Here is an 18045-nt window from a genome sequence, read left to right on the forward strand (position 1 = left end):
CCGAGAGTCATGAACAAAAACTTTTATCCCATCCTTTTTATCCCTATCGTTCTATTTTTCGCGTATTACTTTTTTTCTCCTAGTTGTGTTTCCGGTAATTGTAAGAACGGAGTCGGGACTAAGGTTTTATCCGGATCTTATCGTTATGAAGGTAGTTTTCAAAACGGTTTAGCACATGGTAAGGGCAAACTTGTATTAGGAGATGTGGAATCTTACGATGGGGATTGGGACCGAGGGAATAAGGAAGGCAGCGGGATTTATAAATACGCTGATGGTACCGTTTATGAAGGGGAATGGAAATCGAATAAGAAAAATGGTTTTGGTAAACTAACGGACTCGGATGGAAATCTGATTTTCGAAGGCCAATGGAAGGATGATGTTCAGGTTTTGGCTAAAAATTTTAAATGAAATACATTAGTTTTTTATTAATTCTATTTTCCTTTTCCGTTCATGCAGAAGAAGGCAAACTCCGGATTTCCGAGATTGAGAAAAACGTCTATGTTCATACTTCTTATAAACTTCTAAAAGACGGGTATTTCCCCTCTAATGGGCTTGTGATTGAAACGGAAGAAGGTGTAGTTCTTGTAGATACCGCTTGGGGAGAAGAACAAACTTCTCAGCTTTTGGATTGGGTTTCCGCAAATTTGAAAAAACCTGTGATTGCTGCTATTATCACTCATTTTCATGAGGATAGGGCAGGAGGGATAGGAATATTAAAAAAGAAGAATGTCCTTTCTTATGCAGGTAAAAGGACAATTTCTATCTTAAAAGAAGAAGGTAATTCTCTCCCTGAGAAGTCGTTAAAAGATAAAGATATTTTGGTATTCGGAAAAACTAAGATTGAGATTTTTTTCCTCGGTGCAGGTCATTCGAAAGATAATTTAGTCGTTTGGCTTCCAAAATCTAAAATTTTATTCGGTGGTTGTTTAGTTAAAAGTGCAGAAGCAAATGAGATAGGTAATACTAAAGACGCCGATCTTAAAGAATGGCCTAAAACTATTCATAAATTAGAAAGATCATTTCCTAAAATTTCTGTCTTAGTTCCAGGGCATCAGTCTTGGGGTGGGAGAGAAAGTTTGAAGCGCACCTTAGAGTTGCTAGAAGTTTCTAAATAATTTTTTCATTGCGAATCTTCGCTTAACGTTTAAGTTCGTTAGATCTTAAATCATAGGCAACCAAACATGAAAGTTTACGGTACTTCCGTTTCTGGGAATTGTTATAAAATTAAACTATTATTACATCTATTAAAAGTTCCTTATGAATGGATTGAAACCGATACCAGAAAGGGCGAAACCAAAACTCAGGAATTTCTTCTTAAAAATCCTGTGGGAAAAGTCCCTCTTTTGGAATTGGACTCCGGAGAATTTCTTTCTGAATCCAATGCGATCTTATATTTTTTAGCAAAGGATACCGACTTCTTCCCGAATGATCTTTTGGTTCAGTCTAGAATATTGCAATGGATGTTCTTCGAACAATATAGCCATGAGCCCTATATCGCCGTGAATCGTTGGTTAATTCATTTCCAAAATAAAAAAGATGATCCTAAAATCCAAGGAAACCATACAAAGGGACTGGATGCTCTTCGGAGCATGAACGATCATCTTTCTACAAATCAATTCTTCGGTTCCCAAAGGCCGAGCATTTCCGATATCTCTCTATTCGCATATACACATGTGGCGGAAGAGGGTCATTTTCCACTTTCTGATTTTCCAAACCTGAATTCTTGGGTAAGAAGGATAAAAGAGATCCCGGATTTTATTCCGATATACTAAGGGAATTTATATCAGAAGGAATACATTTTTGAATTGGGACAAAGGTGTAAGTTTGCTTTTCTAAATTCTCCTTGATTCCTCACTTTTGGTTTTCATATTCTACCGTTAAGATTCGGCCGATCCGATCCCGGCGAAAAAATGGCGAAATATTTCACTTCCAAGATCTTACTAACGTGTGGCATTGCGGCTATTCTTATCGTTTTGGGGATTTTTTTATATTTTTTCTTCCGAAATAGCTCTGGTCATCCGGTCTTTACGGATCGTTTTGAATTTAAGGACCTAACAAGAGCAGAGGCGGAGAAGTTGGGGATCCTAGGAATTCCGAATGGTGTATCTGATTATTTTATCAAACGTTGCGGATTTAGAGAGTCTTGGGTAGTTTTTTCAAAATATAAGGTAGAAGGTTCCGAATTTAGAAAATCAATTCTGGAAGGATTTAAAAATCATCCTGGTTTGAATCTCAGATTCGATTCTTATCCGAGTAGCTGGCCTAAAAATTTTGATCAGGGAAATTGTAGGCCAGATTGGTGGGAGCCTTGTTCCGAAGGTTTTTGGGCGGAAATTTCCAAGAACCCTAATGTTGTAGCTCATAAAGACGGATTCTATCTTTGCGAAAGCGGTAAAGAACTCAGATGGTTCGTTTTTCATTTTAGAAATATCCTATAATTGTTTATTAATGAAGAGTATATTCGAAAAAATTAATACTGAAGAAAAACATTTGGCATACGCGAGTTTAAGCAGGAGAGTTTACGCTCAGTTCTTGGATTTTTTGATCTTATGCCCCGTTTTGGCCCCTCAATTTATGGTTTTTTATTATCATAATAAAATGGTATATGAACTGTTTCCCTTCTACACTGCCTTACATTCTTTACTTTATATCGGGTATAGATTCGTAATGCATGCATTATACGGCAGGACCATTGGAAAGGCATTTGCCGGGATAATTGTTACCGATTCCTGTAAAGGGCGTTTGGGATGGGTTAGGTCTTTTATCAGGACCTTACCTGAACTCACTTTGTCCTTAATAACCATCATGAGCGCGGTATATGATTCCAGGATATTTATGGAACACCAAGCTGAGATGGAAGGTTTACCTTTGGCTGGTGTTCATAGGATCTTAAATAAATGGAACCCTTTGGACAATTTTACCTTTTGGGATTCGATTATATATTATGGGATTTCGGTGCTTTATATCCTCTTTTCTCACAAAAGGACCGCATTACACGATCTTTTTGCAGGGACCAGAGTGCTTCGTTTTAAAGCAGAATAAGGTTCTTAGTGCTTTTAAGGAAATAAATTTCCTCGCCACAATCTCTTGACTCATATTCCGGAAATGTTATACTAAGAAGATGCGGATCTTCGACTCTCATTTTCATATCATAGATCCAAGATTTCCTTTGGTGCCTAATCACGGCTTTTTGCCGGAACCCTTTACGGTTTCAGACTATAATAAGCAGGCGGATTGGCTTAGGATCAAAGGAGGCGCTGTCGTTTCCGGCTCTTTTCAAGCTTTCGATCAGACTTACTTGCTGGATACACTTTCCGTATTAGGAAAAAATTATGTAGGTGTGACCCAGCTTCCCGCAAATACCAAGGATTCCGAAATTTTATCCCTTCATAAGGCGGGAGTGAGAGCTGTTCGATTTAATGTAAGAAGGGGAGGTTCCGAGGAAATTTCTAAGATTAAAGAAATGGGAGCCAGAGTTTATGATCTTGCAGGTTGGCATGTCGAATTATATATAGATGCCAAAGAGATAGACGAATTTTTAGAAGAAGTGCTGCTGTCCCTACCTAAGGTATCCATTGATCATTTGGGATTGTCTAAAGAAGGATTTTCTACCACTCTAAGATTGGTAGAAAAAGGAGTAAGAGTAAAAGCGACCGGGTTCGGCAGAACCAATATTGATATACGATCTGCTTTGGTGGAAATTGCAGAAATTAATCCGGATGCTTTGTTGTTCGGCACGGATCTTCCTTCTACACGTTCTCCTGCTCCTTTTACCGAAGAGGACCTACATTTGGTTACGGATACGTTCGAAGGTGAGTTATTGCAGAAAGTATTATATTCGAATGCTTTGGAATTTTATGGAGTAAGCGTAAAAGTATGAATTATTCTTTTTTAAAGATCTGATCTGCGATTCTTTTAACGATCCAAGAAGGAAATATTTTCGTAGAATAATAATGTGCCTTATTCATAAATCCGGGAATAGATCTTTTGGTTTCATTTTGAATTGTATTAAATGCAACTTTGGCCACATCTTTCGGATCCATAGCGATTGAATAAGCAAGATTTCCTAAACTTCCTTTTTTATTTTCTTTATGGATCCCTGCGACTGAAAGGAAATTTGTCTTGGTTGTTCCCGGATATAAAATCCCAAGTTTGACTCCATAGGGAGCAAGCTCTGCTGCTAACGCTTCCGAAAAACTAACTACATAAGCCTTACTAGCTGCATAAGCTGCCATATAAGAAAGAGGCTGCAAAGAAGCAGTGGATGCGACATTCAATATGAAACCATTCTTACGTTCTATCATTCTCTTTGAAAATTCATTAGAAAGTCTTGTGATTGCGTTTATATTAAGTAAAAGCATTGAGTTTACTTTCTCCGGAGAAAGTTCCCAGGATTTTCCCCAAAGCCCGAATCCTGCATTATTGACTAGGACATCTATATCCAAATTTAGTTTAGTGATCCATTTTAAAATTTTAGGAATACTTTCGGATTGGGTTAGATCTGCTTCTAAGGTTTCTAACTTTCCGGAAGAGCTGATCTCTTTACACTCTTTATGAAGAAGTTTGAATTCTTCCTTGGAAACACTAACTACAAGTACGTTATAACCTTGTTTATACAATAAGATAGAAAGTTCTTTACCTATTCCGGAAGATCCTCCGGTGACTAAAACCGTTTTTGGAGTGTTATTCGTTTTCATTTATTTTCCTTTTAAATTTCGCAATAGATCCCTGATGATTTGAAATCTGTCAAAGCCTTTCAAAACATGAAAAATCTAGCTTGCTCCTTTGAAAAAGGAATTTAACCTTCCTGGAATGTCTCCCTTATTCCAACCTTTAAAAACATATTTGGATACTAAACTTTCTTTGATCGATAAGATCTCCAAGGAAAGAAAGGTGGTGCTTTCTTCTTTTGCGGATTTCATTCTACAATCTTTCGAAGCCAAACAAAAAGCGAATTTAGTTTTTATATGTACTCATAATTCGAGAAGGAGCCAGATCGCCCAGGCATTCGCAGCATGTATCCCTCATTATTTTGATTTTCCCGGCATTAAATCTTTTTCAGGTGGAACAAGTATTACCGAGTTACATCCAAATGCGGAGAAGGCTTTAGAGAATTGTGGGTTTCGTTTGGAGAACCAAGGACCTCCTCGTAATCCTAAATATTCAATTTGGTGGGCAGATGGAACTCCTCCTTTGATCGCTTATTCTAAAAAATTCCAAGATGCTCCTAATCCGAGCACTGAGTTTATCGCGGTCTTAGTATGTTCACAAGCAGATGAATCCTGTCCTTATGTTCCAGGAGCAGAAGCACGGATCTCTCTTCCATTTGAAGACCCTAAATCTGCGGACAATTCCGAAAATCCTTTGGAGAAATATTTGCAAACCTGCGATCAGATTGCTTCTGAACTTCTTTATACTTTCAGGGAAGTGAAACAGAAACTTTGAGATTCTTCCTATTCTTGTTGGAATTCCCACATTTATCGTTTGCCACCTAATTTCTTTCTGTAGAATTAATATTTATGACGGTTCGTAATAAGGAAGATCTGGAAGCATTACAAAGGATTGGCAAGATCACTGCAGAGACCTTGGTCAAGATGAAAGAAGCTGCTAAACCAGGGATCAGCACCAAAGAGTTGGATCGGATTGCGTATTCTTATTTTTCCAAATTTGGGGCGAGAAGCGCTCCTCAACTCATGTATAAATTTCCAGGTTATACGTGTATAAGTTTAAACACTGAGATCGCCCATGGAATTCCAAGTGATCGTATCTTGAAAGAAGGGGACCTTTTAAATCTAGATGTCTCCTTAGAGTTGAACGGATATTTTGCAGATACTGGTTTTACTCTGATCGTTGGAAAGGATGAAAAAGGTTTAAGCAAACTTTTAGACGTTTCTTCTGAAGCATTAAAGCTTGCTCTTTCCGGTGTAAAGACGGGAGAAAAACTGAATTCAATCGGAAGAACGATCGAGAATACTGCTAAGAAGAACGGATATAATGTGATCCGTACTTTATGCGGACATGGGGTAGGCAAATCTCTCCATGAAGAACCATTCGATATTTGTAATTATTACGAACCAAGAGATAAGCGAATTTTAAAATCGGGGCAGGTTATCGCGGTGGAAACTTTTGTTTCAACCGGAGCAGAAGACTTTGTAGAACAATCGGACGGTTGGACTTTAAAAACTCCTGATGGTTCCTTCACTGCACAGTTCGAACATTCAGTAATTGTTACCGAGAATGGACCGATTATTTTAACAGCGGCATAAAAACAAAGATGACTACTATAATTTTAAACGTACTCCCAATCCTAATTTTCATTCTAGTATTTATTGTTTCTCTCTGGGACAGAAAACAAAAAGAAACTTTTACCAAAAAATATTTCGGCTCCTTCTTCCCTGCTATTTTATCCGGAGAATTAAAAACGGATCTAAACTCCGCTTCTACTCAATTTGGAAAAGCAGGTTATTCTGTTGAGAAGGATGGAGATAAACTTCTTTTTCAAAACGCTTCTCAATTGGCAAAACATAGGAACTGGTTATGGTCTTTCGGGTATGCAAAGAAGTCGGAGAATGGATCCATCCGGTATAAATTATTCATTAATATAGGTTCTGTGCTCACTGTTCCTGCGGCCTTATTCGTAGTAGCATTCTATGGAATGTTGGTGCAGAATAATATTCCAAAAGAGCAAGTTTCTATCGCTCCTTACTTTTTCCTCGGGTTTGCATTTTTCTTTGCGATCGCTAGTTTTATTTCCCAAACGATCAAAGAGAGAAGTTTTCTTAAAAAAAGCCTTTCTCAGAATTAGAAAATGTTAATACGGATCGTACTCATCCTTCTTTCTCTTTCCTCAATGTATGGTTTGGGGTTGAGGATAGAAAAAAAAGAATTGGGCTCTTGGTCCAAATTTATTCCGATCTTAGTATTCGCATTCTTTTGGAATTTTGGGATACTTCCTGTTTGCGTATTTTTTTCAGGAAAACTTTTAGGAGTATCCGAACTTGCATTTGCGGCAATTTTTCTTTGTGCTGCTTCTCCCGGAGGAGCATCCGGAGGATTATTCGTTTTAAGGGCAAAAGGAAATCCCGCACTGGGCGGAATGTTGATCGCGTTATTGAACGGCGCGAATACGATTCTCACTCCTTTGATATTTTCTATCTACCAAGGTGGTTCGGGATTTAATTTCGATCTTTTTCTAAAACTTTTTTTGATCGGAACCTTTTTGCAAGGTTTACCATTGCTTCTCGGGCTTCTGAGCAAATATTTCTTTCCTAAATTTTTTGATCCGATTGCTCCTTGGGTGGAAAGGTTTAGCAGTTTTTGTTTAATATTATCTATCTTACTTTTGATCTTTCAATATGGCGAATTTGCGCTGAGTTTGGGCTGGATTGCTTGGATCGGAGCTTCTATTGCAGTTGGATTTTCTCTTCTCCCCGGGATCTTTTTATTTAATTCAACAAAAGAAGTTAGAGCTTCCTTGTCTATGGTTTCCGGGATCAGAAGTTTGTCCTTAGCTTTACTTCTTGCGGAGCTTCATCTCAAACAAAGTGAAACATTACTTACTGTTCTTATGTATGGAACTGTCATGTATTTATTGAGCGCTATCGCCGCGGAATTTTGGAATGGAAAGAAGAAGATCCAAATATGAATTTTTATTTGAATGCGTATTCTAAATCTAATTTTATAATAGATGTTTTAGTAATCGTCACTTTTACCCTGTTTCTTTTTGTATTCTTGGGAAATAAGAGAAAGTTTATATTTTCTAAAGAACGGGACCTTTCCTTTTATAAAAGAATTCTAATTCTTTTACTGATCTATCTAATCATTGCTTCGACTGTTCCTTTCTTTTTGGATGTGAGTTCTTTTATTCGAGTTAGGATCGCTTGGACAGTTTTGACGATTGCTCTTCCTGTATTTGGTCTCGTTCATTTTGCATTTTCCAAAAGAATTGTTTTCTTATTTGTTTCTATCTTCTTAGTTTGTATTAAATTTTATTCCGAAGTTTGGGAGCCGAATCATCTGGATGTGGAACGTATCCAAATCCGATCGGATAAAATAATTTCTCCTATTAAAATCGTACATATCTCGGATTTACAAACGGATGATATTAGAGACTTACATTTAGAAGTTAGAGAAGAAGCAAATCGTTTCCAACCGGATCTGATCTTATTTACCGGAGATGTGATGAATCATTCCTCCTTATATCCGATCGTAACTTCTTATCTGAAAAAATTTAAATATAATAATGGATTCTTCTTTGTTACAGGTGATGTGGATCATATCTTACGTTATACGGATTTTTCTTCTAAGAGCGGGTCGGTTCTATGGGATCGAAAATCAAAAGTCATTCAAGTCGGGAAGAATAAGATCGGTTTGATCGGATTAGGTTTGCCGGATTATAGGAATAAAACTTTGATCTGGAGTTTGAAAAGAGAGATCCCCGAAGATATTTATTCCATCCTGATCAGTCATTATCCTGATTCAGTTTTGCATCAACCGACTGAAAAAGTGGATTTGATCCTAGCCGGGCATACTCATGGAGGACAGGTCCAAGTTCCGTTTTTCGGTCCAATCCTAACTCTTTCCAGGGTTCCTCGACATATTGCGGCTGGGGGATTGAACGCTTATGAAAATACTGATATTATAGTTAGTAGAGGTTTAGGGGCAGAAGGTCACGTGGCTCCCAGAATTCGATTCGGTGCAAGACCTCATTTGATTTTGTTGGAGCTCCTACCTGCAAATTCCACAAAAGAAACCGTGAAAAACGGGATCTAAAATTTACCGAGAAAGGGTCCGATCCGATATGCGGTTCACTTTAGTCTTTCTATTCTGTTTGTTAGCGGTTTTTATTACCTGCCAATCCGTAACCGTCGAATACCCTAAGTATCCTGCTACAAAAGAGGGAAGAGACTTAAAACAATTTTTAAACGGAGTAAAAACAGTCGCGTTTACTTTAGAGCCGATGAATTCGGAGATATGGAGCCATGAAAGTAATCGTTCTTTCGTAATGATGGTTCCAGGAAAAATTTATGAAAGTTTTTCGAAAGATTCTTATTTTAAAATTTTGGATCTAAAAGACAGACCTGATGTTCTGGAAGCTAAGGATACTTCCTTAGAAGGAATACAAAAAAATAGAAAGAGGATCGGAGAAATATTGAGCGCGGATGCAGTCTTATATGTTTCCGTTAAACAACCTGAGTCTCAATGTTATGTAGAAGCTAAAATGGATTATCTTGCTCTTGGGCTGGCAGTTCTTAGAGCAGCTACCGCAGGAAAGGACAAGAATCGGCAATATAGTAGAGCGGCGGCTTCTCTTGTGAACGATCCGATTGTAAAGCCTACAGGTGTCCGAAAAGTTTATATCCCGATAGAAGCAAATTTGATCCGGATAGATTCCGGAGAAATGATGAAGACTGTCATTAGTAAACATTCTATCATCTATAATGGAGTAGGAGACGTTAGTTGTCCTAGTATACTTCCTTCACTTTCCACGGCCTTAGACGAGTCCATCTCTGAAATACAAAGAAGACTTTCTCCTAAAGTTGAATCGGAGGATATTTCTATTTTTACGGAAGATGAAAATCCCGAAGTAGAAGCTCTTCTTTTAGAAGGATACGAAGAGATTACAGGAGAAAATCCGAATTTCCATAGGGCTAAAATTTCTTGGGAGAAAGCGGATCTAAAAGCAAAGGGTAAGTCTTGGGCGGCCAAAGCAAATTTAGCTACGTATTATTTTTCGGAAGGGGATTATCAAAAGGCGACCCAATTTTATGATGAAGCAATCCGTTTAGGCGGCCCGGAAGATGATTATTTGAAAGAGTTGAAAGAATTGATGGCGCCTCCTCAAATAGAAGAAGAGGCAACCGAGGAAAAGTAAATTACCTTCGAAGATGGGTTAAGGCAGAGCTCCGTCCTTGATCCAGCGATACGTAGCTTTTTCGAAATGTTCCGTTCCGAATGCGTGCATCTTTCCACCTTTCGTTAAATATCTATATAATACGCTACTTTCCGGACTTCCCGGAACTACTCTTGCACTCACTTCTTTATAACTTAAAATATCGAAAGGCCCATCCCCTGGATGGCATTTGGAACAGAGGGTGACAGAACCGTAAGCCTCTAAAATACAAAAAGAAGAAGGTTTCGCATGTATGTCGCAAGGTTTTCTCTCTTCTCCTTGGTAGACAGGTTTTTTGGAACAATAAAATAGAAAGAATGATAAAAGTATAATTAATGTTTTTATGTTTGAATGGAACATTCAGTTCTCCGTGTGAATAAAAAAAGACCGAAGGAACGGTGTTCCTTCGGTCGAAGAGGATACGTCTTCAATATCTAAAGGGACCGATATAACCTACATAAGAAGGATATAAACTGTCTCCGTAAGTCGGAATTGTAGGAGATCCTTCATCCGAATTATGGGTGGACCAAGACTTTTTAGAATTGGTCATATCGTTTTCACCATACGGGTGTTGTGTCACTACTGTGAGATAACTCCAACCGTTTACGTTCTTATAGAAATATGGGGAAGTGGTTTCCGAACCGTATGGAGTGGTCCAAATACGTGTCAAAGTTTTTGTCCGAACATTATACGCAAAAGTCGCGTCGTTCTGGTGTTCTCCGGTATTTGTATCTTCTCCAATGATCAGGATATTCGAATTTTCCATAAAAGCTACGTTGTCCGGATTTGCAATGGAGCCTGCTTTGCATGTATTACTTAAGTCCGAACCGTAAGCTAAATATCCGAAATCGGAAACGGAAGCAAGTTCTCCCATCACTTCTCCAGCCATGGTGAATGCAACGTAAGAGCTATTGATATTGTTTCCTAATGTGTCTTTTTTTCCTCCGCCTAGATCCAAGGAGTAAACTCCTCCGCAAGGATTGGATGGAAGTTGTATATCTCCTGCTACGTCTATCATTCCCGCTTTTAAGCTGCTCATCGCAACATACAGTTTGGATGCGTCCGTATTATAGGTAATACCCTCTTCTTTATTGAATTCAATACTTGCACCTTTTAAAGCTGCGTATCTTCTAGTCTCCAATCTGGATGCGAGTATTTCTATACTTGCTCCGGTGCTGTAGTTACCTGTCTTTAATTTGAGACATTCTTTTCCGGAACCTTCTACTTCTATGTATTTGTAACCGCTTGCAACAGTGCAAGAACCAGGAGTAGAACCGTCAAAAGCAGAATCCGCTTCGAACATATCTATAAATGTGATTCCCGCGTTGATAGCAGCACTTATTTCAGTAGTTGTAGAATGTCCTAAATTGATCCAAGTAATATCCGCAGAGCCACCGTTAGTTGCCGATTTTTGGGTCCATTTTGCAGCGTAAAGAGTTCCGGCACTCAGGTCTTTTTTCAGATCGGCTACAAAGAAGAATAATCCTACGTTAGCTCCATCATCTGCTAAATAAACGGATCTTTCATCAGGCAATACTTTAGCCAATTCATGGGCAAATCTTCCCATTGCAAAATGTTTCGTAACGGAAGTGTCTCCATTGGAATTCAGGATCTTAATTTCTGGAATCCAACCGTAACGATACGGATTTGCTGCTTCGGCACCCAAATACGCAGGATAATAATTCATATTGGTTGCAGTATTCGCTTTTGCAGCGTTAGGTTCGTATTCTTCCGAACCTAAATGAGTGTTCCAAGGAGAAACACTTCCCGCGCATGGAATATAGATCCCTTTTACGCCGGACATATCCACATATCTTGTAGAAGTTGCGGTTAACGCACCGGTTCCCGAGTCCTGATTCAATTTTGTAATATACATACTTCCGACCACGTCCTCAAAATGAGTGATCATGAAGATGGATCCGGCTACTTCTATCAAAGAACTGAAATCAGAAGACATACTCGGACCGTTTTGGCCGGTTCCTCCGTTCCTGAAGGTATAACCTATGGCTGTTCCGTTCGGGATCGCTGTTCCAGTCTTATCTACAGGCAGTCCGAAAGTTCCTGTACCTAGTACATCTCCGGAACGTAACAAATTGACGTAAGAAATAGATTGGTCTATACCGTTAACCGTAATCGTAGCGGAAACCTGGTGAGTGGCTTTTTGAGCAGCTGTGGACGGAAAATTCGCTTCTTCAAAGGAAACATCCCTAAAAGAGTTCGTTCCTGCTCCCAAAAGCGCTAACGCAGCGCTATCTTCTCCTCTTTCAACGGCACAGTTCGCCATGAATAAGATTGGAAGAGTAAAACAAATTAAAAGAATCGAATTGTTTATTTTTGAAGATCTTTTCTTTTTACGAATTAAATCTTTCATTTTCGAAAACCTCCTGTTCGGTCGAAGAAATTTTCTTTTTCTAACTTCTCGCCTAATGATTATTTAATGAACTAGGATCGTTTCCGGGGGATTACAAAACGGGAAAATTTAGATTAGAGCTAAGGATCGTATTGTTACGATGTGAAATTCCGAAACAGGAAAATATATTACGAATTTATGAAATTTAAAATGAAAGAGCGGATCACGTTCCCGTTACGAAAATTCCTTTTTGTAATGGGAAAATTCGTGACGGGTGTAGTTTTTAAGAGAGAAGGAAGTTTAATTTCTCCCTTTTTCTCCTCTTCTTAAGAAAGCAGGAATATCATAATCCTCTTTCAGGTTTCCGGAAGGGTTTTTGGACTTGAGGGTTCTGTAATTTTCAGGGTCATTGCTGATCCTTTCCGGTTCCGTTTTGAAAGATGGACGAGACTCTTCCATTTCAGGAAGTCCTACCACTTTTCTTTGGGGTTGGGATTGTAATTTAGGAACAGATCCGATTCCTGCCGATCTTTTGTTAAAACCTGTAGCGATCACTGTGATACGAATTCTTTTTTCCAAATCAGCATCTTCAGTTAAACCAATAATGATATTTGCATTTGGATCTACTTGGGAAGTGATGATCTGAGATACTTCGTTCCAATCTGAAATAGTAAGATCGGTTCCACCGGTAACATTAATCAAAAGAGAAGTTGCACCTGCTATAGAGCGAGAATCCAATAACGCGTTATCTATCGCAAAGTTCACGGCTTCGGAAACTTTGTTTTCTCCGTAACCTTCTCCCACTCCCATAACTGCATCACCTGTGTCTCTCATGATCGCTTTTACATCTGCGAAATCCACATTGATGATTCCAGGATTATTAACGATATCGCTGATCCCTCTTACTGCATTTAGAAGAATATCATCTATCACTCTGAATGCTTGGTCGATAGGAGTATCTCTTTCTACTACTTGAAAGATGGATTCATTATTCACTAAAATTAAAGTATCAACATAAGAGCGAAGTTGTTCTATCCCTCTTTTTGCAAGTTCCATTCTTCTTTTTCCTTCGAAAGAAAAAGGAATAGTGACCACTCCGACTACTAAACATTTTTGTTCTTTTGCGATCTTAGCAACGATAGGTGCTGCACCAGTTCCGGTTCCGCCTCCCATTCCTGCAGTTACGAAAACCATGTCCGCACCTTGGATTACGGATGCGATTTTTTCTCTGTCTTCTTCTGCTGCTCTTGCGCCTAGTTCAGGATCTCCACCGGCACCCATTCCTCTTGTGGTCTTGGAACCTAATGCGATCTTACTTTCTATTTCGGAACGTTTTAATACCTGTTCGTCGGTATTCATGATAACGTATTCCACACCTCTTAGGCTGGAATTCGCCATTCTTGCGACTGCATTCATTCCGCCGCCGCCGATTCCTAAAACTTTAATAATAGCAGGGTTTGATTTATCTTCTTCTTCGAAACGTAACATGATCACTCCCTTAGAGGTTTTCCTCTATCCATCTCCGAATTTTTTTGCCCCAGGTTTCGCTTCTGTCCTGGGATTTTCTTTCCATGTCCCCTAATCTGGAGGCGTATTTGATAAGTCCGACTGCCGTAGCGAATTCAGGAGAAGATACTCTATCCGAAAGTCCGGAGAGTCCCGCAGGTCTTGCACGAGTTACCGTTAGGCGAAATACATCTTCTGCCAGGCTTTCTATTCCTTCCAGAAGGCTTCCTCCTCCAGTGAGAATGACTCCGCCCGCGAGAAATGATTTTTTTCCGGACTTAATAAGTTCTGCGTCCACCATTTCGAAAATTTCCCTCATACGAGGTTCGATTACATGCACTAGCTCTTCTCTCAGAACAGCTCTTGCAGGTCTTCCGCTGATCGGGGGGATCTCTACTGTTTCAGTTGGATCTATTTCTTCTAATGAACAATGACCGAATCTTTTTTTCACAAGTTCGGCAGTTTCAATAGTGGTTTTCAGACCGATCGAAAGATCGGAAGTAACATTATATCCACCGAATGGGATAACGGAAGAATAAGCGATCCCTCCGTCCACGTAAACGATCAGATCACAGATCCCTGCGCCTATATCCAATACGGCAGTGCCAAGATCCTTTTCTCCGGAAGTTAAAACAGCATCGGAAGAAGCTAAGCTAGAAAGAACTCTTGTCTCTTCCGCCAAACCTGCTGCTTCAATACATTTTTCTAAATTATGAAGTGCTGTTAGACCGGCTGTGACTATATGTACTTCCGCTTCTAAACGAACTCCTGTCATTCCGATCGGATCTTTGATGGAAGTTTGATCGTCTACCGAGAATTCTTTGGAAAGAACATGTAATATTTCTTGGTCAGCTGGAACTCGAACTGCTTGTGCAGCTTCTATCACTCTAACTATATCCGGCTCGGTTACAACTCTGTCTCTGTTAGTGATCGCAACAACTCCCTTGGAATTGTCTGCACGAACAGATTTACCTGTTACATTCACAACAACATAACCGATCTCTTGTCCACACATGAGTTCCGCTTCACTCACTGCTTCTATGATGGAACGAGTAGTCGCTTCTATATTGATAATGGATCCGTTTTTGATCCCGGACGAAGGGAACATTCCGGTTCCTATAATTTCAGTTTCGTATTCTGAGATAGGACGTCCTACCACCACTTTAGTAAGTGCTGATCCTAGATCCAGAGAAACTATGATTCTTTCAGAAGATTCCATATTCTTAATGGTAGACCGCGTCTTCTCCTCGTATGTCCACGAGTTTGGGGCGGACCTTTTCTTTTTCAAGATATGCTAATACAGCGTATAACTTTCTGACCTGTTCCGTTTGGAATAAGGTCCCAACTTGCACACGAACTGAAAGAGGAGTGTCTGCGTAGACAAAAATTTCTCCATCTTCATGCAAGGATACTTCTGAGATACGGGTCTTTAATGCTGGATAAGAACGAAATGCATTCTCTACGGAAGTGTGAAGGTCTTTGAACGCGGCACCGACCACTTCTCCTTTTTCTCTCGGGAATGTTCCGGAAAGAACAGTGAGCCCTTGGCTCCTAACATCATCCATGGAAAGTATCTTTAGGTCTGAATCAATTTCGAAAAGATGACCGTCCGAGTTCACAAGATAATTCGGTTTTCTTTCGGTGATCTCCACCAGTAATTGGTCGTCCGTTTTTTTTTCCAAATGAGCGGATTTGATTCTGGGATGTGAGGTAAGTCGGTGTTCCATTTGGCCGAGGTCGTAATTTTCGAAAGAGGTTCCCGGTTGGATACCCATGATCTGAACTATTTCTTCCGTTCTAAGAGTTTCGTGTCCTGTCAGTATGAGTTTATTCAACTCCTGGGGAAGGGTCCCCCTCCTAAATCCCCAGCCTAGAGTGCTCGCCAATAGAAAGAGGAAGGCCAGAAGCCACCAACTCGTTCTTTTTTGAACGGATTCTTTCAAAAAGTCAATTATATTATGTCTCATAGCTGTTTGGAGCAGGTTTTTTCTTCCTTTCCCTTAGAATTATCGGGAAATTCTTCAAAATTTCGCCCATCTATTTTTGATTTAGCAGGATTTAGTTGATCCGAATGGAAAGCCGAAGTTTCTAATAGAAGAAAGTATGAAATTCCCGATCCCTTCTCCCATTCATCTAGGTTTCGTTTTCTTTTGTGCTTTTTTCGTACTCTTATACCAATCTGTGATCGAAAGATCAGGTTCCGAAGAGGATTATCCTTATACTTTAAAAATTTATTATCCTAAGTCCCAAGGTATTCGCCCCGGAACTCCGGTCAGCATTTTAGGATTGGAGAGGGGAATCGTTCGAGATGTGGATGTGGTTGGGATAGAAGAAGTTCCTGACAAAAGATTTTTGGACAAGAATAGGACCAAGGCTGTAGAGATCACGATCCGTCTTGCAGAACCGATCACATTATACTCAAACTATGATATTAGTTTTAGGACGGCTACGGTACTTTCCGGAAGAACTATAGATATTAATCCCGGAAACGCGGAAGAAGACTCCAAGCAGGCATTCTTTAAACCAACATATAAGGAAGAAGAAGATTTCCGTCCTGATTTTGCTCCTTCTGCCAGATACTATGATGACTTCTTTGCAGCATCCACGGGTGTGATCCGAGAAAATAAACAAGATATCACTTTGATGTTCGCAAACATGGAAGAGATCTCTTATAAACTCAAAAGTAGTAACGGTTCCGTTCCAAGGTTTATAAATGATCCGGATACCTATGATAATCTGGCCGAGACATTGACAGATATGAGAATTTTGGGGGACGACGCCAGAAGGTATGTAGAAGGATACCGCAAATTAGAAAGAAGTGCTCCTATTCCTTTCTCCATCAATCTATATCGTAGGACCACCATCATCGGTGGGATTTCCAGCGATTTCTATTTGAATAGACTATAACTCAGGTTATAACCGCTTCGAAAAGGCGGGGACAAACTAAGCTACCCTGCCGATCCTAGTATCTATGAAAGTCGCAGTGATCCATGATTGGCTGAATGGAATGAGAGGGGGAGAGATCGTACTTGATTCTATCCTCAAAGTATTTCCGGATGCGGATCTATTTACCCTTTTTTATGAAAAAGGAAAGTTAAACGAAAGAATAGAAAATAGAAAGATCGTAACCGCGTTCACCGATAAACTTCCTTTCAAATCCAAGTACCGTTGGTATCTTCCTTTATTTCCTACTGCGATAGAGTCCTTGGATCTAAGAGGATATGATCTGATAGTGTCTTCTTCTCATTGTGTTGCAAAAGGTGTGATCCCGGACCCGGATGCGATCCATATTAGTTATGTACATTCTCCCATGAGATATGTTTGGGATCTTTATTATGATTATTTTCCTGCGAGAAGCGGTTTGAAATTTTTTGCGTTCGAGCTTGTCTCCAATTATCTTCGCACCTGGGATTCCGTTTCTTCTAACAGAGTGGATTCTTTTTTATGCAACTCCGAGTTTGTTGCGAGAAGGATCCAAAAGTTTTATAGAAGGGACTCTCAAGTTGTATATCCTCCTTGTTTGCCTAAAGGGTTTCAGGTAAAAGTCGGGAAGAAGGAAAACTTCGACCTGATCGTGTCCGCATTTGCTCCTTATAAACGGATCGACTTAGCGATAGAAGCATACAGAAAGAATGGAAGGCCTCTTAAAATTTTAGGAAGCGGCCAAGAATATAAGAAACTTATAAAAGATCTTCCACCTAATGTGGAGATCTTACCTCATAGGCCAAGAAACGAAGTGCAAGAGTATATGGCCAAGGCGAAGACATTCATTTTTCCCGGGATGGAAGATTTCGGGATCGCGCCTGTCGAGGCTCAGGGGTATTGTACACCTGTTCTGGCATACGCAAAAGGTGGAGCTCTGGAAACGGTAGTTTCCGGAAAGACCGGGCTATTCTTCAAAGAGCAGACAGCGGAGGCATTGAACTCCGCATTAGAGGAATCGGACCGAAAAGAATGGAAATCCAGGGACTTTCAGGCCTCGGTAAACCGTTTTACAGAGGAAAAATTCATCATCCAAATTCAAAAGACGGTCGAGACTATAAACAAGAACTCTGGAAAAAGGAGGGGCGTTTGATTACTTTGCATAGATTAAAAGGAAATGAATTCGTTCTAAACGCCTCTCATATAGAATGTATCGAGGCCAATCCGGATACTACGATCACTTTGTCTAATGATAGAAAATATGTGGTCCAGGAAAGTATACCCGAAGTGATCGAAAAAATTTTGGAGTTCAAAAAACGAGTGCTGGTGTTTCCTTTGGGTTCCGCGCCGGATCAATTTAAGAGGGCAGATTAAA

21 protein-coding genes are annotated in these 18045 nt (G+C 39.7%); 15 read left to right on the forward strand and 6 right to left on the reverse strand.

Annotation, left to right across the window (positions count from 1 at the left end; all coding sequences use genetic code 11):
• Positions 1-9 precede the first annotated feature (9 nt).
• From EHO58_RS04445 to EHO58_RS04470, 6 genes are all read left to right on the forward strand, one after another.
• Positions 10-408, forward strand: coding sequence for an MORN repeat-containing protein (locus EHO58_RS04445; protein ID WP_135678830.1), 399 nt, complete (start codon positions 10-12; stop codon positions 406-408).
• Positions 405-1115, forward strand: a complete 711-nt coding sequence (bla, locus tag EHO58_RS04450; RefSeq protein WP_135678832.1) for a subclass B1 metallo-beta-lactamase — start codon at positions 405-407, stop codon at positions 1113-1115. Before EHO58_RS04445 ends, bla begins: the two co-directional genes overlap by 4 nt.
• Positions 1116-1181: 66 nt before the next feature.
• Positions 1182-1772, forward strand: coding sequence for a glutathione S-transferase family protein (locus tag EHO58_RS04455; protein ID WP_135678834.1), 591 nt, complete (start codon positions 1182-1184; stop codon positions 1770-1772).
• 138 nt (positions 1773-1910) lie between these two features.
• Positions 1911-2438 (forward strand): hypothetical protein, encoded by a 528-nt coding sequence (locus EHO58_RS04460; RefSeq protein ID WP_135678836.1) that lies wholly within the window; start codon positions 1911-1913, stop codon positions 2436-2438.
• A 10-nt stretch (positions 2439-2448) separates the two neighbouring features.
• A complete protein-coding gene (locus EHO58_RS04465; RefSeq protein ID WP_135627553.1) occupies positions 2449-3042 on the forward strand; it encodes an RDD family protein in 594 nt (197 codons plus the stop codon).
• 79 nt (positions 3043-3121) lie between these two features.
• Complete coding sequence (locus EHO58_RS04470; protein WP_135678838.1) at positions 3122-3880, forward strand: amidohydrolase family protein; 759 nt, start codon at positions 3122-3124, stop codon at positions 3878-3880.
• Position 3881: 1 nt separating this feature from the next.
• Here the strand turns inward: EHO58_RS04470 and EHO58_RS04475 are convergent, their stop codons facing one another.
• A complete protein-coding gene (locus EHO58_RS04475) occupies positions 3882-4697 on the reverse strand; it encodes an SDR family NAD(P)-dependent oxidoreductase (RefSeq protein WP_135678840.1) in 816 nt (271 codons plus the stop codon).
• Positions 4698-4812: 115 nt separating this feature from the next.
• Here EHO58_RS04475 and EHO58_RS04480 point away from each other — a divergent pair, with 115 nt between their 5' ends.
• The 6 genes from EHO58_RS04480 (at position 4813) to EHO58_RS04505 (ending at position 9874) form a co-directional block, all read left to right on the forward strand.
• Complete coding sequence (locus EHO58_RS04480) at positions 4813-5445, forward strand: low molecular weight phosphatase family protein (protein WP_135678843.1); 633 nt, start codon at positions 4813-4815, stop codon at positions 5443-5445.
• A gap of 74 nt (positions 5446-5519) precedes the next feature.
• Positions 5520-6266 carry a type I methionyl aminopeptidase gene (gene map, locus EHO58_RS04485; RefSeq protein ID WP_135678844.1) on the forward strand — a complete coding sequence of 249 codons (747 nt, stop codon included), beginning with the start codon at positions 5520-5522 and terminating at the stop codon, positions 6264-6266.
• 8 nt (positions 6267-6274) lie between these two features.
• Positions 6275-6805, forward strand: a complete 531-nt coding sequence (locus tag EHO58_RS04490) for a hypothetical protein (RefSeq protein WP_135627548.1) — start codon at positions 6275-6277, stop codon at positions 6803-6805.
• 3 nt (positions 6806-6808) lie between these two features.
• The gene (locus EHO58_RS04495) at positions 6809-7645 is read left to right on the forward strand and encodes a bile acid:sodium symporter (protein WP_135678846.1); all 837 of its coding nucleotides are present in this window, start codon (positions 6809-6811) and stop codon (positions 7643-7645) included.
• Positions 7615-8772 (forward strand): metallophosphoesterase, encoded by a 1158-nt coding sequence (locus EHO58_RS04500; protein ID WP_244241060.1) that lies wholly within the window; start codon positions 7615-7617, stop codon positions 8770-8772. Before EHO58_RS04495 ends, EHO58_RS04500 begins: the two co-directional genes overlap by 31 nt.
• A gap of 28 nt (positions 8773-8800) precedes the next feature.
• Complete coding sequence (locus tag EHO58_RS04505; RefSeq protein WP_135678847.1) at positions 8801-9874, forward strand: lipoprotein LipL41; 1074 nt, start codon at positions 8801-8803, stop codon at positions 9872-9874.
• Between the two features lie 18 nt (positions 9875-9892).
• Here the strand turns inward: EHO58_RS04505 and EHO58_RS04510 are convergent, their stop codons facing one another.
• From EHO58_RS04510 to EHO58_RS04530, 5 genes are all read right to left on the reverse strand, one after another.
• Positions 9893-10252, reverse strand: coding sequence for an LIC11213 family lipoprotein (locus EHO58_RS04510; RefSeq protein ID WP_135627544.1), 360 nt, complete (start codon positions 10250-10252; stop codon positions 9893-9895).
• A 67-nt stretch (positions 10253-10319) separates the two neighbouring features.
• Positions 10320-12263, reverse strand: coding sequence for a PhoX family protein (locus EHO58_RS04515; RefSeq protein WP_135678849.1), 1944 nt, complete (start codon positions 12261-12263; stop codon positions 10320-10322).
• Between the two features lie 279 nt (positions 12264-12542).
• The gene (gene ftsZ / locus EHO58_RS04520) at positions 12543-13730 is read right to left on the reverse strand and encodes a cell division protein FtsZ (protein ID WP_135678850.1); all 1188 of its coding nucleotides are present in this window, start codon (positions 13728-13730) and stop codon (positions 12543-12545) included.
• Positions 13731-13740: 10 nt separating this feature from the next.
• Positions 13741-14967 carry a cell division protein FtsA gene (ftsA, locus tag EHO58_RS04525; protein ID WP_135614208.1) on the reverse strand — a complete coding sequence of 409 codons (1227 nt, stop codon included), beginning with the start codon at positions 14965-14967 and terminating at the stop codon, positions 13741-13743.
• A gap of 4 nt (positions 14968-14971) precedes the next feature.
• On the reverse strand, positions 14972-15715 hold the full coding sequence (locus tag EHO58_RS04530; protein ID WP_135627541.1) for a cell division protein FtsQ/DivIB: 744 nt from the start codon (positions 15713-15715) through the stop codon (positions 14972-14974).
• Between the two features lie 136 nt (positions 15716-15851).
• Here EHO58_RS04530 and EHO58_RS04535 point away from each other — a divergent pair, with 136 nt between their 5' ends.
• From EHO58_RS04535 to EHO58_RS04545, 3 genes are all read left to right on the forward strand, one after another.
• Entirely contained in the window at positions 15852-16655 is an 804-nt protein-coding gene (locus tag EHO58_RS04535; protein WP_100722750.1) for an MlaD family protein, read from the forward strand.
• Between the two features lie 64 nt (positions 16656-16719).
• Positions 16720-17823 carry a glycosyltransferase gene (locus EHO58_RS04540; protein ID WP_167483181.1) on the forward strand — a complete coding sequence of 368 codons (1104 nt, stop codon included), beginning with the start codon at positions 16720-16722 and terminating at the stop codon, positions 17821-17823.
• Positions 17820-18044, forward strand: a complete 225-nt coding sequence (locus EHO58_RS04545; RefSeq protein ID WP_100706477.1) for a flagellar FlbD family protein — start codon at positions 17820-17822, stop codon at positions 18042-18044. The genes EHO58_RS04540 and EHO58_RS04545 overlap by 4 nt, the downstream gene beginning before the upstream one ends.
• Position 18045 lies beyond the last annotated feature (1 nt).

This window comes from Leptospira selangorensis (assembly GCF_004769405.1).
Classification (GTDB): Bacteria; Spirochaetota; Leptospiria; order Leptospirales; family Leptospiraceae; genus Leptospira_B; species Leptospira_B selangorensis.